Here is a 21,803-nt window from a genome sequence, read left to right as displayed (position 1 = left end):
TTCCCGCTATACTCTTAACCTTGTTTCACCTGCGCCGTTATGAGGGACATGACCGGGGCACTCTCTTCTTCCGCAAGCTCGCAACATGGGCTGACCGATCGACTGGCGCGCTGGGCCAAAGGCCTGTCGGGCAAGGCGGAAGAGGATAATGCTCCCAGTGAATCCCGGCCTCGGCCAGGCTCCTCGTCCAGCCGCGAAATCAACCGCCGCCGCCAACTTTATGAAGATATTGGTGATTTTCTCTTCGCCCATGATCTGGACCTGACGCCCATCAATTTCAGCGTCGCGCTCGATTATCTGACCGGCGCGAATATCGGCGTGGAAAAGGCGATCCGTGCCGTGATGATGGAGCGGGGCAAGATCACCAATGGCTGGATCGAGACGATCGCGGCCGAACAGCGCGCCGATGAGGTCACGCCCGATTCGCTGGCCATGATGCTGGACAAGGTCGAGGAAAATCTGACCCAGTTTACGGGCCTGATGCACGAATCGCGCAATTCGGCGAAGGATTATGGCGCAGCGCTGCAGGAACAGGCCAAGGATCTGGTCGAAGGCGGCGACAGCGAGCCGGTGCTGGCGCGCCTCGTCGGCCTCACCCGCTCGATGGTCGAAAAGACCCGCCTCGTCGAAACCCAGCTCCGCGAAAATCAGAAACAGACCAAGGCGCTCAAATCCAGCCTCGAAAATGCCCGTCGCGCGGCCGAACATGACCATCTGACCGGCCTGCCCAACCGCCGCGCCTTCGAAAATGTCCTGCGTGAGGAAGTCGCGCTGGCGCAGGCGCAGGGCGAGCAACTGTCGGTCGCCTTTTGCGACATCGACCATTTCAAGCATGTCAACGACACCCATGGCCATGACACCGGCGACCGGGTGCTGAAATTCGTCGCCGGCCTGCTGGCCAAGGCCTCCAACGACCGCTGCCATGTCGCCCGTCATGGCGGCGAGGAATTCGTCATGCTGTTCCGGGGCAAGGGCGCTGGCGAGGCCTGCGAAGTGGTCGATGGCGTGCGCGAGGATCTGGCCAACCGCAGCCTCGTCAACCGCGCGACCGGCGAGCGGATGGACCGGGTGAGCTTTTCCGCCGGGGTTGCCAATGTGCTGGCCTATGAAGACGCCCGCTCCGCGCTCAAAGCCGCCGACCGCGCGCTCTATCTGGCCAAGGAACATGGCCGCAACCGCGTCTATATCGCCGCCGAAACCGACTGATCGGCGCTATTTGCGCAGCAAAAACACCGCATGTTCCGCGAACAGATTGGCGTTCGCATGGGTGGTTTCCCGGTCGCCCTTCAAAAACCATTGCCCGTCGATGGTCCAGCCGCGCTCCTTCACCAGCGCGCGGAAATCATCGACGGTGACATGGTGGATGTTAAGCGTATCGTACCAGGTGTCGGGCAACAGCCGCGTCACCGGCATCCGCCCGCCCCACAGCAGCGACAGCCGCCCGCGCCAATGCGCGAAATTGGGGAAGGATACAAAGGCCTGCCCGCCGATGCGCAGCAATTCCTCCACCACCAGGTCGGGCCGCCGCGTCGTCTGGAGCGTCTGGCTCAATATCGCATAGTCGAAACTGGCGTCGGGATAGTAACGCAGGTCCGTATCCGCATCCCCCTGCACCACCGACAGGCCGCGCGCCACCGCCGCTGCGACATTCGACCCGTCAATCTCCAGCCCGCGCGCATCGACCCCGGCATTGTCGCGCAGCGCCGCCATCAGCGCGCCTTCGCCACAGCCGACATCCAGCACCCGCGTACCCTGCCGCACGGTCCGCGCGATCAGCGCCAGGTCGGGACGCAAGGCCGCGATCATGCCCGCCCGCCCTTCAGGAAGCCGTCGACCACCCGGTTGAGTTCGGGGCATTCCAGCAGGAAGGCGTCATGGCCGAACGGGCTGGACAGTTCGACAAAGCTCGCCTGCGCGCCGCTCGCGTTCAGCGCATGGACGATGATCCGCGATTCGGTCGTGGGATAGAGCCAGTCGGTATCGAAGCTGACGAGGCAGAAGCGCGCCTTGCTCGCGGTAAAGGCGTGCGCCAGCGACCCGCCATGATCCTCGGCAATGTCATAATAGTCCATCGCGCGGGTGATGTAGAGATAGGAGTTGGCGTCGAACCGATCGACGAAGCTCAATCCCTGGTGCCGCAAATAGCTTTCTACCTGGAAATCCGCGTCGAAACCGAACGTCTTGGCGTCGCGCCCCTGCAAGCGCCGCCCGAATTTCTCGGTCAGTCCGGCTTCGGACAGATAGGTGATATGCGCCGCCATCCGTGCGACGGCGAGGCCCGCGCTCGGCACCTGCCCATCGGCATAATAGTCGCCGCCACGCCATTGCGGATCGGCCATGATCGCTTGGCGTCCCACTTCATGAAAGGCGATATTCTGCGCGCTGTGCCGTGCGGTCGAGGCGATGACGACACAGCTTTCGACCCGGTCGGGGAAGAGGGTCGGCCAGGTCAGCGCCTGCATCCCCCCCATCGACCCGCCGATCACGGCGGACAGCCGCGCGACGCCCAGATGGTCGAGCAGCAACGCCTGCGCCCGCACCATGTCGGCAATGGTCAGCACCGGAAAGCGCATCGCATAGGGGTCGCCCGTCACAGGATCGATACTGGCCGGGCCGCTCGACCCCATGCAACTGCCGATGACATTGGCGCAGACGATGAAGTGGCGCGCGGGATCGACCGGCTTGCCATCGCCCACCATCCGCCACCACCAGCCGGGCTTGCCCGTGCCCGGATGCTCCGACGCGACATATTGGTCGCCGGTCAGCGCATGGCAGATCAGGATGGCGTTGGACCCATCGGCATCCAACTGCCCATAGGTTTCATAAGCGATATCGACCGGCCCCAGCCGCGCGCCGCTCGACAGGTTGAGCGGCCCGGTCAGGCGGACCTGGCGGCGCAGGCCGAAACGGCTGTCTTCAGTCGCGATGATGCTGGCCATGGTGCCGCCGCGCTAGGACCGCCGCCTGTTCCTGTCAATCGCCAGCGACAGGTAGCGCAATAGCTTATAAATCCACCCCGGCGGCAATCGCCTCCAGCTTGCGGATACGTTCCTTGAGGTCGGCGACCTCGATCCGCGCTACCGCCGATGGCGGCGCGGCGTCGTCGGCGCGGCGGTTCAGTTCGGCGCGCTTCAAGGCCAGCCAGCCATTCCAGCCGCGCAAGGTCGTCACCGCGATGATCGCCACGCCTGCCAGCGTGGTCAGCGCCATGGCCAGATAAAGATAGGGGTCCTGCATATGTGCCTCCCTGTCGAAAGGAACCGCGCTCAGTCGCGGTCCCGCAGCTTTTCGAATTCCCGCTCCAGCGCACTGGAGCCATCGGTCGCCAGCCGTTCCAGCACCGCGACCCGCTCTTTGAGCGCCCTCACCTCGGCGCGCAGCCGCTCGGTATCGGGGTCCGGGCCGCGCTGGATGACGTCTTCGCCCTTGTCGCGGCGCACGACGCCATATTTGGCCCGTAACACGCTGGCGATAGCGGTGATGGCAATGATGGCAACCACCATCTCAAAAGGATTCATGGCGCTTTAACTCCCTGTTTGGCGCGTTATGTCGGCCTTCAGTTGGCCACGCCGCGCAATTGCTCGATCTCGCGCGTCAATTGATGGCTTTCATCGGTGACGATCCGCTCGACCACGGCCAGCCTGTCCTTCATCGACCCGATCTCGGCGCGCAGTTGCGCATTTTCCTGGCTCAGCAGCGTGATCCGCTCGGCCATTTCCGCATTGCGCTGCGGATAGACGGGCTTGCCCCAGCTATTTTCCAGCGGATAACCGTTTTTCACCCGCAACCAGGTGGTAAATATCCAGCCGCCAATCGCCAACATGCCCAATCCCGCCGCGACCGGCGCAAATGCCTCAAATGGAAACATGATAATCTACTCCCTTTGTCGGCCGCGCCTCAGCGCAGCGCCTCGATATCGCGCGCGGTGCGGGTGGCAGGATCGGTGGCGATCCGTTCCAGCACGGCGATGCGTTCCTCCAGGCGGCTGATCCGGCCCACCAGCTTTTCGTTTTCATTGGAAAGAAGGTCGATTTTTCGACCAGCGTCGGCGTCGGTTCGATCAACGGTGCCGGTCCATTCATTTTCCACCGGATATCCGTGACGGGCACGGACCCAGGTGGTGAACATCCAGCCCAAAGTCGACATCGCGATGATGGCCAGGACAAAGAAAGGTCCACCGACATTCATGATTAGTCTCCCTGTTTTGCCCCAGGCTGTTTAGCGCAGGCTGTCGATCTCATCGGCCAGGCGCGTATTGCGGCTGGTATAATAGATTTCGATGTCTGCGAGGCGGCGGTCGATGTCGCGGAATTTGGACCGGACGTCGCGGGTGGAGCGCGCCGGGTTGGCGCGCACGCCCTGCCAGAATTTCTCGTCATCCCGGTCGCAATAAAGGCCGGTGGGTTTCTTGTCGGCGACGAAGCCGATCACGAAATAGCCCAGCAGCGTCCAGCCGATGATGAAGAAGGACAGGACCATGGCGACCCGAACCCAGACCACGTCGATCCCGGTATAATCCGCGATGCCGGAGCACACGCCCATGAACTTGCCATTTTGCTTGTCGAGGTAGAATTTGGTGCGGCGGGCGGTCATGTCAGTTTCTCCGGTCGAAGGTGAATTCGTCCGGCTCCTGCGGACGATGCGGGCGGAAATCGGGATTGTCGGCGGCGACGATCCGTTCGACCGTCTGCAGCCGCTCCTCCATCCGGCGGGCAAGAAGGTGGAGTTCATCCAGCAGCTTCTCATCCTCGTCGGTGATCTTGGGGGCCTGCTTCCACTTGGTGACATAGTGGAAGATCAGCCACGGCATGCCGATGAACAACATGCCGCACACCATGATGGGCAGAAAGACATCTTCCATCGGATCAGCCTTCCCTGTTCATGCTGGCCTTGAGCGCGGCGAGGTCGGCATCCACCTTGTCGGCGGAACGCAGTTCGGCAATCTCTTCTTCCAGCGTTTTGGGCTGGCTGCCCAGGTCCATCGCGTCGGCGCGGCCTTCGGCCATGTCGACCCGGCGCTCCAGCATGTCGAAGCGGGCAAAGGCCTCGTTGACCTTCTCGCCGGCATAGGCTTCGCGCACCCGCAGGCGGTTTTCCGCGCTCTGCATCCGGGTCACCAGGCTGTTCTGGCGCGCCCGCGCCTCGCGCAGCTTGGCCTGCAATTTGGCAATATCCTCTTCGGCGGCGCGCAGCGCCTCGTCCAGCGTCTCGATCTCATGGGCGAGATGCTCGGCCATGTCGGTCGCCTTCTGCCGTTCGACGAGCGCCGCCTTGGCCAGGTCTTCGCGATCCTTGGACAGGGCAAGCTGCGCCTTTTCGGTCCAGCTATCCTGCAAAGCGGTCAGCTTGGTGATGTGGCGGCGCATTTCCTTCTGGTCGGCGATGGTGCGGGCGGCGGACGCGCGCACTTCGACCAGGGTTTCCTCCATTTCGAGGATGATCATGCGGATCATCTTCGCCGGATCTTCCGCCTTGTCGAGCAGATCGGTCACATTGGCGGCGATGATGTCGCGGGTGCGGGAAAAAATACCCATTTTAACGTCACTCCTGGTCTTGGCTTGTCTTGGTGCCTTCGATGACCTTATGCGAGATAGCGCAGGGTCGCCGAATTGTGGGTTTCGCTGGCGAGGATCGGTGTTTCGCTGGCACGGGCCGGGCCGATCGCTGCCAGGATCAGGGTCGATCCTACCAGCAGGGCGGCGATGGCGACCGTCATCAGTTGGCCGATTTCGCGAACGCTGTTGCTGTTGTCTTCCATCTTATACACTCCCTGAACCTTGGCCTTCATCGATTTCCGCGATTATTTGCGGATTGCCCCTAGCTCTGCAGGGGCCGTGCCAATTTGCCGAAAGGCACGGATTTCCGTCATTTTTGCCCATCCCTTTCGGTCGAGTGCGGAATTTCGCTTGCGACAAGGTGGGAAATTTCACCATAAGTTGGGGTATGGAGAAAACGACCCATTTCGTCGGCCAGTCATTGGCCTTTCTCGACGCCGTCGAACTGGCGGGCCGGGCGGCCGAACTCAACCGCCCGGTGCTGGTGATCGGCGAGCGCGGGACCGGCAAGGAACTGATCGCCGAGCGGCTGCATCACTTGTCGCCGCGCTGGGGCGAACCCTTGATCGTCATGAACTGCGCGGCGCTGCCCGAAACCCTGATCGAAGCCGAATTGTTCGGCCATGAACAGGGTGCCTTCACCGGCGCCAACCGCGCGCGGCCCGGCCGGTTCGAGGAAGCCGATGGCGGCACGCTGTTCCTCGATGAACTGGGCACCCTGTCGATGGCGGCGCAGGAACGGCTGCTGCGCGTGGTCGAATATGGCGAAGTCACCCGCATCGGCGCGTCCAAGCCGCTGCGCGTCGATGTCCGCATTGTCGCTGCGACCAATGACGATCTGCCCGCCGCCGCCGATGCCGGGCGCTTCCGCCCCGATCTGCTCGACCGTTTGAGCTTTGAAGTCATCACCTTGCCACCGCTGCGCGCGCGCGAAGGCGATGTGCCGGTGCTGGTCGATCATTTCGGGCGACGCATGGCCGCCGAACTTGGCTGGCCGCAATGGCCGGGCTTCGACGCGGCGACGCTGGCGGAACTCGAAGCCTATGCCTGGCCCGGCAATGTCCGCGAATTGCGCAACGTGATCGAGCGCGCCGTCTATCGCTGGGATATGCCGAACCGCCCGATCAGCCGCATCACCTTCGACCCCTTCGCCTCCCCCTGGAAGCCCAAGCCGCTCATGCCCCGCGCCGCCGACCCCTGCGACCCGCCGGTGCCGACCGCCCAATCCAGCGCTGCCTCCGCCGCTGCGTCGGTCGATGACATTTGCGACCTGCGCGCCGCCGTCGATGCCTATGAATCCGCGATCATCACCGCCGCCCTCGACCGCTACCGCTTCAACCAGCGCGCCACCGCCAAGGGCCTCGGCCTCACCTACGACCAACTCCGCCACTGCATGAAGAAACACAGCCTGAGCGCGGGCTAATCCTCCCCGGCACGGGGAGGGGGACCGCCGCGCAGCGGTGGTGGAGGGGGCGTGCAACAGGGCGCACATCCTCGCCCACCCCTCAACCCGTCATCCTGACGAAAGTCAGGATCCATGAGCCGCTACGTCGCCCTGACGCGCAAAGCGTTGCGCCCATGGATCCCAGCTTTCGCTGGGATGACGGTCCAAAAAGGTCAGATCACCGCGTCGGCACAGGCTCCGCGCCCGAATAATCGTAGAAGCCCCGGCCGGTCTTGCGGCCATACCAGCCCGCTTCGACATATTTCACCAGCAGCGGCGCGGGGCGATATTTGGGGTCGCCGGTGGTGCTCAGGAACACGTTGAGAATTTCCAGCGCCGTATCCAGCCCGACGAAATCGAGCAGCGTCAGCGGCCCCATCGGGTGGTTCAGCCCCAGCTTGCAGCCCATGTCGATATCAACCACGCTACCCACGCCCTCACCCAGAACGAACACCGCTTCGTTCAGCATCGGCAGCAGGATGCGGTTGACGACGAAGCCCGGCGCGTCGAACGCCTGCACCACCGTCTTGCCGATCCGGCCTGCAAAGCCCTCGACCGCCGCCACCGTCTCCGGCGTCGTGGCGAGCCCGCGAATGACCTCGACCAACACCATCACCGGCACCGGGTTGAAGAAATGTACGCCGACGAACCGCCCCGCATCGGGTGCCGCCTGCGCCAGCCGGGTGATCGGGATGGACGATGTATTGGTCGCCAGGATCGCATCAGCCGCCAGCAACGGCCCGACATTGGCGAAGATCGCGCGCTTCACTTCCTCGCGCTCGGTCGCCGCTTCGATCACCAGTTGCGCGTCGGCCAACGGCGCGATCTCCCCCACCGGCCGGATGCGCGCCAGCGCCGCATCGGCATCGGCTTGGGTAATCTTCTCCTTCTCCACCGCCCGCGCCAGCAGTTTGGCGATCCCCGCCAGCCCTTTCTCCGCGCGGGGCAGGTCGATGTCCGACAGGATCACGTCATAGCCCGCCTGCGCCGCCACCTGCGCTATCCCTGCGCCCATCTGCCCCGCGCCGATCACGCCTACCGTGCGAATATCCGTCATGCGCCTTCTCTCCCTGGCTTGATTCCGTGCGCCCTTCCTAGCCTTCCCCCCGTCCGGGGGCCAGAGCGGCCCACTCCTCAAAAAGCGCAGGCGACAAAATGCGCCTGTTGCGCGGGGGAAGGACGTTTCGGCCTTTGCCTCAACCGCGCGCCATGGTTAAAAGCCCGCCATGACTGTTGCCGAAATGATGCCCTCTCCCGCGACCGGACGCTTCATTGCGGCCGTGCATCATTTCCCGCTACGCATCTATTTCGAGGATACCGACCTGTCGGGCCTCGTCTATCACGCCAATTATCTGCGCTATATGGAGCGCGCCCGGTCCGACATGCTGCGCCTGGCGCAGATCGACCAGCGCGCCGCGCATGAAGGCGGCACCGGCGTCTATGCCGTCACCGACCTGCAGATCCGCTATCGCCGTCCCGCCCGGCTGGATGACGACCTGATGGTGGTCAGCCGCGTGGCTCAGGTGAGCGCAGCGACCTGCACCATTCATCAGTCAGTCATGCGCGGCGACGAACAGTTGACCGACGCCAGCATTTGCGTTGCATGGCTGACGCCACAGGGCCGCCCGCAACGGCAACCCAAAGCCTGGACCGAAATTTTTAGCCGCCTTTGCCAAGGGGAAGACCTCCACCCATGACCCTCAACCTGCCAGACGTCGCCGCGGTGGCCGACGCCGCCACCATTTCCCCGCTGGCCCTGTTCCTTCAGGCCGACATCGTCGTGAAGGGGGTGATGCTGGGCCTGTTGCTGGCCAGCATCTGGACCTGGGCGATCATCATCGGCTTTTCGGTCAGCCTGCGCCGTGCCAGCAAGGAAAGCCGCAAGTTCGAGGCGGATTTCTGGAAGGCGGAGGATATTGACCGCTTCTACGAGACCCGTGGCAAGGTGGAGCATCCCGCCGCCAAGGTGATGGCGGCCGGCGTCACCGAATGGCGGCGCTCGACCGCGCAAAAGGTCGTCGATCGCGACGGCACGCGCGACCGGCTCGCCACCGCCATGTCCAGCACCATCGCGGCGGAAATTGATCGCCTGTCGGACCGGCTCAACATATTGGCCACGGTCGGTTCGGTCGCGCCTTTTGTCGGCCTGTTCGGCACCGTCTGGGGCATCATGCGCGCCTTTACCGCGATCGCCGCCGAACAGAATAGTTCGCTCGCCGTGGTCGCGCCGGGCATTGCCGAGGCCTTGTTCGCCACTGCCATCGGCCTTTTTGCCGCGATCCCGGCGGTCATCGCCTATAACCGCTTCAGCCACGGCATAAACCGCCTCGAATCCGCCCTCACCCGCTTCGCCGACAGCTTCTACGCGACCCTGAGCCGCGAACTGGAGGCCCAGCGATGAGCGCTTCCGTCCTTTTCACCGCACATTCCCAACCCCGTTCGGTTCGAGCTTGTCGAGAACGGCGCGCTTCGTTCTCGACAAGCTCGAACCGAACGGCGACCGGGACGGGAGTCCCCCGCTAATGGCCATGTCCGGCCCTCCCTCCGCCCGCCGGGGTCGCGGCCGCGCGCCCATGGCCGACATCAACGTCACCCCGCTGGTCGATGTCATGCTGGTGCTGCTGATCATCTTCATGGTCACCGCGCCGTTGCTGGTGACCGGCGTGCCGGTCAACCTGCCCGAAACCCGCGCCAAGGGGCTGGACCAGGACGCCAAGCCCACCGTCGTCTCCATCGACCGCGACGGCGCAACCTATGTCGATGAAGATGCCGTGGCCGATGCCGACCTGCCCGACCGGCTCGCTGAAATCGTCGCCGCCAATGCCGGCAATCCGGACGCGCCGCAAATCTTCCTGCGCGCGGACAAAGGGCTGGATTATGGCCGGGTCATGCGAGTCATGGCCGAACTGAATCGCGCCGGCCTGAACAAGGTGTCGCTGGTCTCGTCGCCTGACGCAGCCAGCGACGGTTCAGACTAGAGTCCGTAGGACAGGCTGGATGGAACGCGCGGAAAAGATTGGGCTGGGTGTCGCGACGGCGGGGCATGTGCTGCTGTTCGGGCTGTTGTCGGCCGGATTCCTGACGACCCCCAACCCGTTGAAGCTCAAGACCCCGCCGATGGAAGTCTCCATGGTGGACGAAGTCGCGCTGCAATCGACTGCGCCGCAAATCTCGACCGCGCCGCCGCCGCCCAGCATCGCGCCGGAACAGGGACCGACGCAGGACGCCGCGCCCGCACCGGAACCCGAACCCGCGCCCGAACCGACGCCCCAGCCGGTGCCCGCCCCGCCCAAACCGCAACCCAAGCCGCAGCCCAAACCGACCCCACCCAAGGAGGTCGCGAAACCCGCGCCTGCCAAACCCAAGCCCGCGCCCGCCAAGAAGGAAGTGGCCAAGGCAAAGCCCAAGCCCGCGCCCGAAAAGCCGGTGCCCGCGGCCAAACCGACACCGGCCAAGCCCACGCCCGCCAAGACGGCACCGGCCAAGGCCAAGGCGGACGCCAAGCCGACCAAGCCCGCCGCAACCGCATCGGCCAAGCCCTCCGCCAAGCCCGCGACCAAGGCCGACGCCCCCGCGCGCGCCTCCGGCCAGGGCAAGGCGGACAAGCCCAAAGGCTCGCTGCTCGGCAATGATTTCCTCAAGGGCATCGACACCAGCGCTGACGCGCCGCGTCGTCCCCCTGCCCCGGAACCGGCCGCCGCCATGGGTCCGGCCCAGAAATCGGCGCTCGACGCGGAATTGCGCCGTCAGTTGAAGCCGCATTGGCGTCCGCCGTCGGGCGCGGATGCCGATCAGCTTGTGACGCTGCTCGAAGTGCGGCTCGACAGGAACGGCGCGGTCATCGGTACGCCCCAGATAATCGACCAGCTTGGCGTCAACGCCAGCAACCGGCCACAGGCGCAGCTTCATGCCGAACGCGCGATCCAGGCGGTGAAGCTTGCTTCCCCGTTCCGCAACATGCCACCTGAATTTTACGACCAATGGAAATGGCTCCGGCCACTCCGCTTTGACGCGAGGCTGAACCGATGAAACCCACCCTGCTCCACCGTATCGGCATGGCGACCGCCGCGCTGCTCGCCTTCACCGCCCTGCCTGCCCAGGCCCAGTTGTCGGTCGATGTCACCGGCGAGATCGACAGCAATGTCAAGGTCGCGGTGCCGCCCTTGCCCGCGCAGCAGGAGGTGGCGACCCCCGCCGGCTCCGCCACGGAACTGGGCCGCAAGATCGCCGAAGTCATCGCTGCCGACCTCAAAGGCTCCGGCCTGTTCGACCCGTCGGGTCCGGGCGGCCTGCCGGTCATTCCCTTTGCCGAAGTCACCTTCCCCCAGTTCGACAAATGGGGTGCCTATCAGGCGCTGGTCCAGGGCTTCGTCCGCACCAGCGGCGGCGAATCCGACATTACCGTCGGCTGTTATCTCTACGACGTCGCGCTCAAGCAGGAACTCACCCGCCAGGGCTTCGTCGTTGCACCGCGCGACTGGCGGCGCGCCGCGCATAAATGCGCCGACGCCATCTATGCCCGCCTGTCGGGCGAAAGCCCCTTCTTCGACAGCCGCATCGCCTATATCGCCGAAAGCGGTCCCAAGGGCGCGCGGGTCAAGCGCCTCGCCATCATGGACAGCGATGGCGCAAACCATCGCTTCATCACCAACGGCCAGTCGATGGCGCTCACCCCGCGCTTCTCGCCCGACTATAAATCCATCCTCTATGTCAGCTATCTGGGCAGCCGGGTGCGCCTCTATGTCTATGACATCGGCGCCGGGCAGCAGCGTCTGGTGACCGAAAGCAACAACCCGACCTTCGCGCCGCGCTGGTCGCCCGATGGCCGCTATATCCTCTTCTCGATGGCGGTGGCGGGCAATACCGACATTTACCGCATCGGGGCCAATGGCGGAACGCCGGTGCGCCTCACCACCTCGCCCGGCATCGATGTCGGCGGCAGCTATTCGCCGGACGGCAGCCAGATCGTGTTCGAAAGCGATCGGTCGGGCGGTCAGCAGCTCTATATCATGAATGCCGACGGATCGAACCAGCGCCGCATCAGCCATGGCGGCGGCCGCTATGCGACGCCCGAATGGAGCCCGCGTGGCGACCTCATTGCCTTCACCAAAATGTCCGGCGACTTCAAGATTGCGGTGATGACGCCCAGCGGCGGTAACGAACGGATTTTGACCAATGGCTGGCAGGATGAACAGCCCACCTGGTCGCCCAATGGCCGCGTGCTGCAATTCTTCCGCACCACGCCCGGTCGGCAAGGGGCCAGCCAGGTGTGGCAGGTCGATCTGACCGGCGTCAACGAACGGCGCATCCCGACGCCTTTGAGCGGCTCCGATCCGGCTTGGGGTCCGTTGCTGCCCTGATAATTCTTCTACCGCGCTGTCCCGATGGAACCCATTCGTCTTGACAGCGTAACGAACTTCACGGACCCTGTCTGCCAACCACCCCCAGCAGACAGCGCTATAATAAGGAGACACGTCATGAAAATGTCCCGCACCCTTTTGATGGCCACCGCCATCATCGCGCTCGCCGCCTGCTCGAAAAAGCCACCCGCCGAACTGCCCCCCGCCCCCGGCGGCACCGGCACAACAATGCCCAGCGGTCCGATCGGATCGAGCGGCCCGGTCAAGGGCAGCCAGGAAGATTTCGTCGCCTCGGTATCCTCCGACCGCATCTTCTTCGCGCTCAATGAATATGACATCGACGCGCAGGATCAGGCGACGCTCCAGAGCCAGGCCGCCTGGCTCCAGCAGAACCCCGCCGTCCGCGTCACGATCGAGGGTCATGCCGACGAACGCGGCACCCGCGACTATAATATCGCGCTCGGCGAACGCCGCGCCAACGCCGCGAAAAACTATCTCGCCTCGCTGGGCATCGATTCGGGCCGCATCACCACCGTCAGCTACGGCAAGGAACGCCCTGCCGCCCTCGGCTCGGACGAAGCCTCCTGGGCGCAAAACCGCCGCGCGGTGACGGTAACGATTCAATATTGATCGTCCCTACGCGCTGATAAAGAGGCCCGCCCGTCCCCGACCGGCGGGCCTCTTTGTGGGCACTGCTAGCGCCGGATGACCTGAAATCAAATCGTCATTGCGAGCGCAGCGAAGCAATCCATCGGCGCTACAATGGATTGCTTCGCTGCGCTCGCAATGACGAGCAGGAATTTCAAGGCAGCACACTCTGAAATCCTGCCCTGCAAGGAGAGCGGGATCGGCACCATCCCAACCCAAAACCCAGGAGAGACGGTGAGATCACCCCACCCCAGCCCGCTGCTCGGCCATCCGCAAACTCAACAATCCCAACAGTTCGACCCCAACCTCGACCGCACCATCGGGCAACCCACCCAGCAACCCCGCGCGCAATTCCGCCAGCCGCGCCGCAATCTTCTCCGCAAGCGTCTTGCCCGCCTCCGTCAGCGCCAGCCGGTTGGAGCGTTTATCATCCGTATCCGCGATCCGCTCGATCCACCCGGCGATCTGCAACTGGTCCAGCGTCCGCACCAGCGAGGGCGGGCTGATATCCAGCAGCAGCGCCAGCTCCGCCTGTCGCGGTGGTTCTCCAAGCTGATCGAGATGCACCAGGCACCATCCCGCGCTGCTCGACACGCCGAACTGCGCCAGCGCCGCATCGCCCATCTGCCGCCAGCCCCGCGCGACCGGGGCCAGCAGATGCAACAAAGCCAATTCCTGTTCCGCGTCCGCCATGTTGATTAGATAGCTAACTAATCAATTTTGCACAAGTCGCAACCTATGTCCGCCTCGCTGTCCGCTTTGTGGAAAAGGCGTGGGGGTTCGGGAAGCACCCGAACCCCCTGCGCCGTCAGGGCCGCCGCGTCCCCGTAAAGGCCGAAGCCCCGAACGCGCCCAACTGCATCGTGCCCGTAATCGCATCGCCGCTGACCGTCGCCTCGCATTCCAGCGTCATCGGCATCGGCATGGTCATTTCCATCTTCCAGGTCAGCACGTCGCCCGCGACCTTGCCATCGACCACGTCCAGCGATCCCATCATCCCGGCAAAGGTGCCATTGAACCGCTCCCCATTGCTGATGACGGTAAAGACGCCATTCTGATCGCCCATCGGCGTCTTGGCCACGCAATCATAAGCGCCATCGACAGTTGCCATCTCGTTCACTCCTTTAGGTTTTTTCTCAGTCAGCCAGGGTGCCGGTTTCGACCGGCAAGCCCACCGCGTCAAGCTGCGGCCGCACCAGTTTCGCATCGCCCACCACGACCCAGATCAGCCCGTCGGCGTTGATCGCCTCGCGCGCCGCCTTGTCGAAATCGGCCGCGGTCATCGCCCGATAGAGTTTGGGCAGCGTCTCGTAGAAATCATCCGCCCGCCCGATAAGATCGTTGCGCATCATCGCGCCCATCAGTTCCGAAGACGTCTCGAAACTGCCCGGCAGCGACAATATCTGGCCGTTGATCGTCTGGTCGCGCTCCGCCTGGGTCGTCCCCTTGGTCGTCAGGAAATCCTTGATGTCCTGCCGCGCCGCGATGATCGACTCGCCCGTCTTGTCGCTCTGCACCGGCGCATAGACCAGCAGGGGGATGGTGTCCTTCACCCCCGGCAACGCCGTCCCCGCGCCATAGGCCCAACCCTTGGTCTCGCGCAGGTCCATGGTCAGCCGCGACGTCGTGCTGCCGCCCAGCACCTCGTTGGCGGACTGGAGCGTCACCGGATTGTCGGTGCCCTTCTTGGACGTCAGTACCCCGGCCAGGATCATCGACTGGGGGCTTTGCGGCTTGTCGATCAGGATGATCCGCGCCGGCCGCGCCATTCGGTCCATGCGGAACAGCTTGGTCCCCTTCGCCGCCGCCGGGGCCTTCCAGTCGCCAAAGCGCTTTTCCAGCAAGGGCAGTAATTCGGCGAGGTTGGTGTCCCCGGTGACGAAGATCTTGGTATTGTCGGGCCGCAGCCAGCCCTCATGGAAAGCGACCAGATCGGCCCGCGTCACCGCCTTGACCCCGCTTTCCGTGCCGGAGCCGGTGAAGGGGATGCCATAGGGATGCGCCGTGCCATAGAGCAAGGGCGGCAGCATCCGCTGGGCGATCGCCATCGGCTGGGTCTTCTCGGACGCGATCCGGGTCAACATCTGCCCGCGCAGCCGCTCCACCTCATTGGGATCAAAGGCCGGGTTGCGCACGATGTCGGCCAGCAGCCCCAGCGACGCATCCAGATTGGGCTTGAGCGCGAACAAGCCAACGGTCGTGCGGTCCATGCTGTTGCCCGCGCTCACCGCCGCGCCCAGCCGCTCCTGCTCCTGCGCAATGTCCAGCGAACTGCGGCTCTTGGTCCCTTCGTCCAGCAGCGCGGTGGTCAGCGCCGCCGTGCCCAGCTTCGTCCGGTCGTCAGCCGCATTACCCGCATCGAACGCCACCGACACCCGCACCGTTGGCACGGTGGCGCGGCGCGCGAAGACGACCGGAATGCCGTTGCTGAGCTTCGCATGTTCGACCGGCGGAAAGTCGAGGTCCGCGACCGGCTCGATCGGCGGTTCGGCGATCTTGGTCGGTTTGGGTGGCGTTGCGGCCGTGGGCGCAGGCGCATCGGGGTCGCGGAAATAAGCGGGCTTCATCGTCGCATTGCCCGCCAGCGCATTATCCTCCGCCGTCCGCTCGCCCGGTGCCACGGTCAGTCGGAACACCGGCCGTCCGAGCCATTTGCGCGCCGCTTCCGTCACCTGTGCCGGAGTCGCTGCGGCATAGGCGGCCAGATCCTTCTTGTAGGTCGCGGGATCGTTCGAATAGACCGCCCCCTCGGCCAGCGTCACGGCCTTGCCGGAAAAGCCGCCCACCTTTTCCAGCCCCGAAATCGTCCCGGCCACCCGCTGCGTGGCGGCGCGCTGCACTTCGTCGGCGCTCGGCCCGTTGGTCAGATAATCGGCCAGCAGTTGGTCGAGCCGCTTGCCCACCGTCGCCGCGTCCACACCCGGCTTCACGTCCACCGTGATCTCGGCGATGCTCAGCTTTTCGAACGGCTGGACATTGGCCTTGACGCCCACCGCCACCTTCTCATCCCGCACCAGCGTCGTATAGAGCCGCGACGATCCCAGCCCGCCGAACACCGATAGCGCCAGGTCGATAGCGGGCAGGTCCGCGCCGTTGACGCCGGGCACCACCCAGTTGCGATAGAGCCGCGTCGCCGCGACATTATCCTTCATCAGCTTCTCGACATCCTTGTCGAGCGTCGGGACGGTCGCGTCCACATCCTGGGGCGGCGGCCCGGCGGGGATGTTGCCGAACCAGCGCTCCACCTTCTTCTTCGCCGTCGCCATGTCGATGTCGCCCGCCAGCACCAGCACGGCGTTGTTGGGACCATAATGGGTCTTGAACCACATCTGCACGTCAGCCAGCGTTGCGGCATTCAGGTCCGCCATCGACCCGATGGTGGAGTGGCGATAGGGATGACCTTCGGGCAGCAGCGCAGCGAGTTGCGCATATTCGACCAGGCCATAAGGCTCATTCTCGCCCATCCGCTTTTCATTCTGAACGACGCCGCGCTGGGTATCCAGCTTCGCCTGCGTCACCGCGCCCAGCAAATGGCCCATCCGGTCGGATTCGAGGAACAGCGCGCGGTCGAGCGCGCCGGTCGGCACCGTCTCGAAATAATTGGTGCGATCGAACCAGGTCGTCCCGTTCCAGTCGGTCGCGCCGATATCCTCCAGCCGTCCGAAGAACGGCCCGTCGGCATTTTCCGACCCATAGAACATCAGATGCTCGAACAGATGCGCAAAGCCGGTCTTGCCCGCAGGCTCGAAGCGCGACCCGACATGATACCAGACCGACACCGCCACCACCGGCGCCTTGCGATCAGTATGGACGATGACGCGCAGGCCGTTCTTCAGCGTGAATTCTTCATAGGGAATATCGACCGCCGCCACGAGGCTGGAAAGCGGCGCGGGCGCGGCGACAGTGGCCGTGCCTTGCGCCACCGCCTGGGTCACGGGCGTCATCGCCAGCATGGACAAACCGATCAGCAGGGGCAGGCGGCGCGGCAGGGAAGACAGGATCATGAAGGAGCCTTCTGACTAAAGCAGCGGGGGTGAAGCGGCCCGCAGGATGGCGCTAGAATAGCGGGGCGTTTTAGCAGCGCAATACGCATACGGCTGGACAGCGCGAACGGCGACGATAGGTTCCACTCCATCATCGACCTTAAATGAGGTGCCCATGCGCTTTCGCCTTCCCGTCCTCGTCTCCCTGCTCGCCCTCGCCGCGCCCGCAATCGCGCAGGAACCGACCTTCTCGCCCGACGCGATCCGCGCCGACGTGACATTCCTCGCCGACGACCTGCTCGAAGGACGCGACGCGGGCACGCGCGGCTATGACATCGCCGCCCGCTTCGTCGCCGCCCGCTTTGCGGCGCTCGGCCTTACCCCAGCGGTCAAGGATAGCTGGTATCAGCCGGTCACGCTGGCATTGGCCGATCTCGACAAGACCGCGCCCGCCGCGCTCACCATCGGCGGCCAGCGGTTCGCCAATGGCACCGATGTCGCGATCGGCGGCTTTGGTCGCGAAGCCAAACAGAGCATCGCCGCCGGGGCCGTGTTCGTGGGCTATGGCCTGCAATCCGACCGCGAGAAGATCGACGATTATGCCGGGCTGGACCTCAAGGGCAAATTCGCGGTCGCCCTTTCCGGCTCGCCTATCGGCATGCCGAGCGAAGTCGGCGCGCATCTTGCCGCTGAAAAGGCGCTGGCGGCGCAGAAGGCCGGGGCCATCGGCCTCATCACCCTGCCCAGCCCCAGCTTGCTCGCCCGGATGCCTTGGGACAAGCTGCGCGAGCGCAGCAACGATCCCGTCGTCAGTTGGATCGACACCCAAGGCCAGCCCTATGTCCGCACCCCCGGCATCCGCGCCACGGCGACGGTCCATGGCCCGGCCGCAGAGGCGCTTTTCGCCGGGTCGCGCGGCAATCTCGCCGCCATCCTGAAGCAGGCGGGCAAGAAGGGTGGCCGCCCCAAGGGCTTCGCGCTCAAGCCACTCGTCACGCTGGAGCGCGCCAGTTCCGTCAGCACGGCCCCCTCGGCCAATGTGCTGGCGGTGCTCCCCGGCTCCGACCCGGCGCTGGCCCATGAATATGTGCTGCTGATGGCCCATCTCGACCATAATGGCGTCAAGGAAAGCGCGAAGGGCGAGGACAAAATCTATAATGGCGCGATGGACAATGCGTCGGGCACCGCGACCATGCTGGCGGTGGCGAAGGCCTTTACCGAAGGCGGCGCGCGGCCCAAACGCTCGATCCTGTTCGCCGCCGTCACGGCCGAAGAGGACGGCCTGCTCGGCTCGCAATATCTCGCCAAGCATCCGGTCCTGCCGGAAGGCGGCAAGCTGGTCGGCGTCGTCAATCTCGACATGCCGATCCTGACCTATGATTTTCAAGATGTCGTGGCGTTCGGCGCGGAACATTCGACGCTCGGCCCGATCGTCGATCGCGCGGCGCAATCGGTCGGCGTCACCCTCTCGCCCGACCCGCTGCCTGCCGAAGGCCTGTTCACCCGCTCGGACCATTATCGCTTCGTGCAGGAAGGCGTGCCCGCCGTGTTTCTGATGACCGGCTTTGCCGGGCCGGGCAAAGCGGCGTTCGAACATTTCCTCAAAACCCATTATCACCAGCCATCCGACCAGATCGACCTACCCTTCAACTGGGATGCCGCCGCCAAATTCGCCCGCGTCAACTATGCCATCGCCCGGCAGATCGCCGACGCGCCGGAAGCCCCGCGCTGGTATGCGCAGGATTTCTTCGGTGACGCCTTCGCCGCTGAGCAGCCCAAGGCCCCGATGCCCAAATAAGTCACGCGCCTGCGGAAATTGCGTATCGCCCCTTGTGTGGTTTTTGGGCAACACCACATGAGGGGCAGCATTACGAAGGGCCTGTTATGAACCTCGAAAAATTCACCGACCGCGCCAAAGGCTTCCTGCAATCGGCGCAAACCGTCGCGATCCGCATGAACCATCAGCGGATCAGCCCGGATCATCTGTTGAAGGCGCTGCTGGAGGATGAGCAGGGCATGGCGTCCGGCCTGATCAAAGCGGCTGGCGGCGACGCGCCCACGGCGCTGCGCGAAACCGACGCCGCGCTGGCCAAAATCCCCGCCGTGTCGGGCAGCGGCGCGCAGCAGACGCCGGGTCTCGACAATGACATAGTGCGCGTGCTGGACTCGGCCGAACAGGTCGCGGCCAAGGCGGGCGACAGCTTCGTCACCGTCGAGCGACTGCTCCTCGCCCTGACGCTGGCCATCACCACGGCGGCGGGCAAGGCTCTGGGCACCGCTGGCGTGAAGCCCGAAGCGCTCAACGCCGCGATCAACAGCCTGCGCCAGGGCCGCACCGCCGACACGGCGGGCGCGGAGGATCGCTATGACGCGCTCAAGAAATTCGCCCGCGACCTCACGCAAGCCGCGCGCGACGGCAAGCTCGATCCGGTCATCGGCCGCGATGAGGAAATCCGCCGCACCGTCCAAATTCTCGCCCGCCGGACCAAGAATAATCCCGTCCTGATCGGCGAACCCGGCGTCGGCAAGACCGCCATTGCCGAAGGGCTGGCGCTGCGCATCGCCAATGGCGACGTGCCCGACACGCTCAAGGACCGCACCTTGATGGCGCTCGACATGGGCGCGCTGATCGCGGGGGCCAAATATCGCGGCGAGTTCGAGGAACGGCTAAAGGGCGTGCTGGACGAAGTGAAGGCGGCCGAGGGCCATGTCGTCCTCTTCATCGACGAGATGCATCAGTTGATCGGCGCGGGCAAATCCGAAGGCGCGATGGACGCGGGCAATCTCTTGAAGCCCGCCCTCGCACGCGGCGAACTCCATTGCATCGGCGCCACCACGCTCGATGAATATCGCAAATATGTCGAGAAGGACCCCGCGCTCCAGCGGCGGTTCCAGCCCGTATTCGTCGGCGAACCGACGGTCGAGGACACCATCTCGATCCTGCGCGGCCTCAAGGAAAAATATGAGCTGCACCATGGCGTACGGATCACCGATGGCGCGATCGTGTCGGCGGCGACGCTCTCCAATCGCTACATCACCGACCGCTTCCTGCCCGACAAAGCCATCGACCTTATGGACGAAGCCGCCTCGCGCCTGCGCATGGAGGTGGAGTCCAAGCCGGAAGAGATCGAAAATCTCGACCGCCGCATCATCCAGCTCAAGATCGAGCGGGAAGCGCTCAAGAAGGAAACCGACCAGCCATCCAAGGACCGGCTGTCCGCGCTGGAGGCCGACCTTGCCAATCTGGAGCAGCAGTCGAGCGAACTGACCAGCCGCTGGCAGGCGGAGAAGGACAAGATCGCAGGCGAGGCCAAGATCAAGGAACAGCTCGACGCCGCCCGGCTCGAACTGGAACAGGCGCAGCGCGCAGGCGATCTCGCGAAGATGAGCGAGCTGTCCTACGGCACCATCCCGGCGCTGGAAAAGCGGCTGGCCGAAGCAGCCACCGCGTCGGACGGCGCGATGCTGCGCGAGGAAGTCACCGCCGAGGACATCGCTGGCGTCGTGGCCCGCTGGACCGGCATCCCGGTCGAACGGATGCTGACCGGCGAGCGTGAGAAACTGCTCGCCATGGAAGACACGCTGGGCAAGCGCGTCATCGGTCAGGCCCATGCGGTCCGTGCCGTATCGACCGCCGTGCGCCGCGCCCGCGCGGGACTACAAGATCCCAACCGGCCGCTCGGCAGCTTCCTCTTCTTGGGGCCGACGGGCGTCGGCAAAACCGAGCTGACCAAGGCGCTGGCCGGTTTCCTGTTCGATGACGACAACGCCATGGTCCGCATCGACATGAGCGAGTTCATGGAAAAGCACAGCGTCGCCCGGCTGATTGGCGCGCCTCCCGGCTATGTCGGCTATGAGGAAGGCGGCGTCCTGACCGAAGCCGTGCGCCGTCGCCCCTATCAGGTCGTCCTGTTCGACGAGGTCGAGAAAGCCCATGGCGACGTGTTCAACATCCTGCTCCAGGTGCTGGACGACGGCCGCCTGACCGATGGGCAGGGCCGCACGGTCGATTTCACCAACACGATCATCGTGCTGACATCGAACCTGGGCAGCCAATATATTGCAGGCCTCGCCGACGACGAGCCGGTCGAAAAGGTCGAGGATCAGGTGATGGAGGTCGTGCGCGGCCATTTCCGCCCGGAATTCCTCAACCGGCTGGACGAGGTCATCCTGTTCCACCGTCTGGGGGCCGCGCATATGGCCCCGATCGTGGACATCCAGGTCGCGCGGGTCGGCAAGCTGCTCAAGGACCGCAAGATCACCCTCGACCTGACCGACGGTGCCCGCGCCTGGCTCGGCCGCGTCGGCTATGATCCAGTCTATGGCGCGCGGCCGTTGAAGCGGGCGGTGCAACGCTATCTGCAAGACCCCCTCGCCGACATGATCCTGCGCGGCCAAGTGCCCGACGGATCGACGGTACGGGTCGAGGATGGCGATGGGGCGCTGGTGCTGACGGTCAGCTAAAGAGCGAGGGCGTTGCGGACCGACCGTAACGCCCCGTTTCCAATTAACCGCTCGGATTCATACCTACGCGATTGCGAGAGATCAGATCGTCGGCATCGCGATTTTGCTGCTCGGCACTGGCGCGCCATTGCGCATTGGTCTTACAAACCCGTTCTTTGCGGGCCAGAGATCCGATAACATCGAGCCGCTTGCACCGCACAGCATTAGGATCGTTACGATCCAGCTTGGGCTGCTCTTGCGCCAACGCCGAACTCGCGATTGTTAGCAGACTGATTACGACAACTGACTTCAAACCACGCATGAATATCTCCCGTGAAAGATGATCGCCTCCCCTCGATCCAGCCGGATC

The 21,803-nt window shown here is 64.5% G+C and carries 25 protein-coding genes; 10 read left to right on the top strand and 15 right to left on the bottom strand.

Annotated features, from left to right (window positions below):
- Window positions 1-48 precede the first annotated feature (48 nt).
- A complete protein-coding gene (locus V2I08_RS04870; protein WP_349634074.1) occupies window positions 49-1,206 on the top strand; it encodes a GGDEF domain-containing protein in 1,158 nt (385 codons plus the stop codon).
- A 6-nt stretch (window positions 1,207-1,212) separates the two neighbouring features.
- Here V2I08_RS04870 and metW read toward each other — a convergent pair whose 3' ends face one another.
- The 10 genes from metW to V2I08_RS04820 all read right to left on the bottom strand — a co-directional run bounded on the left by metW (window position 1,213) and on the right by V2I08_RS04820 (window position 5,758).
- Window positions 1,213-1,806 (bottom strand): methionine biosynthesis protein MetW, encoded by a 594-nt coding sequence (gene metW / locus V2I08_RS04865; protein ID WP_349634073.1) that lies wholly within the window; start codon window positions 1,804-1,806, stop codon window positions 1,213-1,215.
- Window positions 1,803-2,939, bottom strand: coding sequence for a homoserine O-acetyltransferase (locus V2I08_RS04860; protein WP_349634072.1), 1,137 nt, complete (start codon window positions 2,937-2,939; stop codon window positions 1,803-1,805). Before V2I08_RS04860 ends, metW begins: the two co-directional genes overlap by 4 nt.
- Before the next feature lie 64 nt (window positions 2,940-3,003).
- Window positions 3,004-3,237 carry a hypothetical protein gene (locus tag V2I08_RS04855; protein ID WP_349634071.1) on the bottom strand — a complete coding sequence of 78 codons (234 nt, stop codon included), beginning with the start codon at window positions 3,235-3,237 and terminating at the stop codon, window positions 3,004-3,006.
- A gap of 29 nt (window positions 3,238-3,266) precedes the next feature.
- Complete coding sequence (locus V2I08_RS04850) at window positions 3,267-3,518, bottom strand: hypothetical protein (RefSeq protein ID WP_349634070.1); 252 nt, start codon at window positions 3,516-3,518, stop codon at window positions 3,267-3,269.
- 38 nt (window positions 3,519-3,556) lie between these two features.
- Window positions 3,557-3,868 (bottom strand): hypothetical protein, encoded by a 312-nt coding sequence (locus V2I08_RS04845; protein WP_349634069.1) that lies wholly within the window; start codon window positions 3,866-3,868, stop codon window positions 3,557-3,559.
- 29 nt (window positions 3,869-3,897) lie between these two features.
- Entirely contained in the window at window positions 3,898-4,188 is a 291-nt protein-coding gene (locus V2I08_RS04840; RefSeq protein ID WP_310224031.1) for a hypothetical protein, read from the bottom strand.
- A gap of 30 nt (window positions 4,189-4,218) precedes the next feature.
- A complete protein-coding gene (gene pspC / locus V2I08_RS04835; RefSeq protein ID WP_310224029.1) occupies window positions 4,219-4,593 on the bottom strand; it encodes an envelope stress response membrane protein PspC in 375 nt (124 codons plus the stop codon).
- A gap of 1 nt (window position 4,594) precedes the next feature.
- Window positions 4,595-4,861 carry an envelope stress response membrane protein PspB gene (pspB, locus tag V2I08_RS04830; RefSeq protein ID WP_310224027.1) on the bottom strand — a complete coding sequence of 89 codons (267 nt, stop codon included), beginning with the start codon at window positions 4,859-4,861 and terminating at the stop codon, window positions 4,595-4,597.
- Between the two features lie 4 nt (window positions 4,862-4,865).
- Window positions 4,866-5,534, bottom strand: coding sequence for a phage shock protein PspA (pspA, locus tag V2I08_RS04825; protein WP_349634068.1), 669 nt, complete (start codon window positions 5,532-5,534; stop codon window positions 4,866-4,868).
- 47 nt (window positions 5,535-5,581) lie between these two features.
- A complete protein-coding gene (locus V2I08_RS04820; RefSeq protein ID WP_349634067.1) occupies window positions 5,582-5,758 on the bottom strand; it encodes a hypothetical protein in 177 nt (58 codons plus the stop codon).
- A gap of 185 nt (window positions 5,759-5,943) precedes the next feature.
- On the opposite strand from V2I08_RS04820, the gene pspF reads away from it, so the two are divergent.
- Complete coding sequence (gene pspF / locus V2I08_RS04815) at window positions 5,944-6,978, top strand: phage shock protein operon transcriptional activator (protein ID WP_349634066.1); 1,035 nt, start codon at window positions 5,944-5,946, stop codon at window positions 6,976-6,978.
- A 199-nt stretch (window positions 6,979-7,177) separates the two neighbouring features.
- On the opposite strand, the gene V2I08_RS04810 is transcribed toward pspF, so the two are convergent.
- Window positions 7,178-8,056, bottom strand: coding sequence for a 3-hydroxyacyl-CoA dehydrogenase NAD-binding domain-containing protein (locus tag V2I08_RS04810; RefSeq protein ID WP_349634065.1), 879 nt, complete (start codon window positions 8,054-8,056; stop codon window positions 7,178-7,180).
- A 169-nt stretch (window positions 8,057-8,225) separates the two neighbouring features.
- Here V2I08_RS04810 and V2I08_RS04805 point away from each other — a divergent pair, with 169 nt between their 5' ends.
- The 6 genes from V2I08_RS04805 to pal all read left to right on the top strand — a co-directional run bounded on the left by V2I08_RS04805 (window position 8,226) and on the right by pal (window position 12,989).
- Window positions 8,226-8,696 carry a YbgC/FadM family acyl-CoA thioesterase gene (locus tag V2I08_RS04805; protein ID WP_349634064.1) on the top strand — a complete coding sequence of 157 codons (471 nt, stop codon included), beginning with the start codon at window positions 8,226-8,228 and terminating at the stop codon, window positions 8,694-8,696.
- Window positions 8,693-9,400, top strand: a complete 708-nt coding sequence (gene tolQ / locus V2I08_RS04800) for a protein TolQ (RefSeq protein WP_043152101.1) — start codon at window positions 8,693-8,695, stop codon at window positions 9,398-9,400. The genes V2I08_RS04805 and tolQ overlap by 4 nt, the downstream gene beginning before the upstream one ends.
- Window positions 9,401-9,521: 121 nt before the next feature.
- Window positions 9,522-9,977 (top strand): protein TolR, encoded by a 456-nt coding sequence (tolR, locus tag V2I08_RS04795; protein WP_349634126.1) that lies wholly within the window; start codon window positions 9,522-9,524, stop codon window positions 9,975-9,977.
- Window positions 9,978-9,996: 19 nt separating this feature from the next.
- Window positions 9,997-11,028 carry a cell envelope biogenesis protein TolA gene (locus V2I08_RS04790; RefSeq protein ID WP_349634063.1) on the top strand — a complete coding sequence of 344 codons (1,032 nt, stop codon included), beginning with the start codon at window positions 9,997-9,999 and terminating at the stop codon, window positions 11,026-11,028.
- Window positions 11,025-12,359 carry a Tol-Pal system beta propeller repeat protein TolB gene (tolB, locus tag V2I08_RS04785; RefSeq protein WP_349634062.1) on the top strand — a complete coding sequence of 445 codons (1,335 nt, stop codon included), beginning with the start codon at window positions 11,025-11,027 and terminating at the stop codon, window positions 12,357-12,359. Before V2I08_RS04790 ends, tolB begins: the two co-directional genes overlap by 4 nt.
- 117 nt (window positions 12,360-12,476) lie before the next feature.
- Complete coding sequence (gene pal / locus V2I08_RS04780; RefSeq protein WP_349634061.1) at window positions 12,477-12,989, top strand: peptidoglycan-associated lipoprotein Pal; 513 nt, start codon at window positions 12,477-12,479, stop codon at window positions 12,987-12,989.
- A 258-nt stretch (window positions 12,990-13,247) separates the two neighbouring features.
- Here pal and V2I08_RS04775 read toward each other — a convergent pair whose 3' ends face one another.
- The 3 genes from V2I08_RS04775 to V2I08_RS04765 form a co-directional block, all read right to left on the bottom strand.
- Window positions 13,248-13,700 (bottom strand): MarR family transcriptional regulator, encoded by a 453-nt coding sequence (locus V2I08_RS04775; RefSeq protein ID WP_349634060.1) that lies wholly within the window; start codon window positions 13,698-13,700, stop codon window positions 13,248-13,250.
- Window positions 13,701-13,815: 115 nt separating this feature from the next.
- Window positions 13,816-14,118 carry a hypothetical protein gene (locus V2I08_RS04770; protein ID WP_349634059.1) on the bottom strand — a complete coding sequence of 101 codons (303 nt, stop codon included), beginning with the start codon at window positions 14,116-14,118 and terminating at the stop codon, window positions 13,816-13,818.
- Between the two features lie 25 nt (window positions 14,119-14,143).
- Window positions 14,144-17,011 carry a pitrilysin family protein gene (locus V2I08_RS04765; protein ID WP_349634058.1) on the bottom strand — a complete coding sequence of 956 codons (2,868 nt, stop codon included), beginning with the start codon at window positions 17,009-17,011 and terminating at the stop codon, window positions 14,144-14,146.
- A 154-nt stretch (window positions 17,012-17,165) separates the two neighbouring features.
- Here V2I08_RS04765 and V2I08_RS04760 point away from each other — a divergent pair, with 154 nt between their 5' ends.
- Both V2I08_RS04760 and clpB read left to right on the top strand, forming a co-directional pair.
- A complete protein-coding gene (locus V2I08_RS04760; protein ID WP_349634057.1) occupies window positions 17,166-18,788 on the top strand; it encodes a M28 family metallopeptidase in 1,623 nt (540 codons plus the stop codon).
- Window positions 18,789-18,874: 86 nt separating this feature from the next.
- Window positions 18,875-21,454: an ATP-dependent chaperone ClpB gene (gene clpB / locus V2I08_RS04755; protein ID WP_349634056.1), complete on the top strand. Its 2,580-nt coding sequence runs from the start codon at window positions 18,875-18,877 to the stop codon at window positions 21,452-21,454.
- A 43-nt stretch (window positions 21,455-21,497) separates the two neighbouring features.
- Here clpB and V2I08_RS04750 read toward each other — a convergent pair whose 3' ends face one another.
- Window positions 21,498-21,755, bottom strand: coding sequence for a hypothetical protein (locus tag V2I08_RS04750; RefSeq protein ID WP_349634055.1), 258 nt, complete (start codon window positions 21,753-21,755; stop codon window positions 21,498-21,500).
- Between the last annotated feature and the right edge of the window lie 48 nt (window positions 21,756-21,803).

Source organism: Sphingobium sp. MK2 (genome assembly GCF_040170545.1).
Classification (GTDB): Bacteria; Pseudomonadota; Alphaproteobacteria; order Sphingomonadales; family Sphingomonadaceae; genus Sphingobium.
This window is presented reverse-complemented; position numbering and strand designations above follow the sequence as displayed.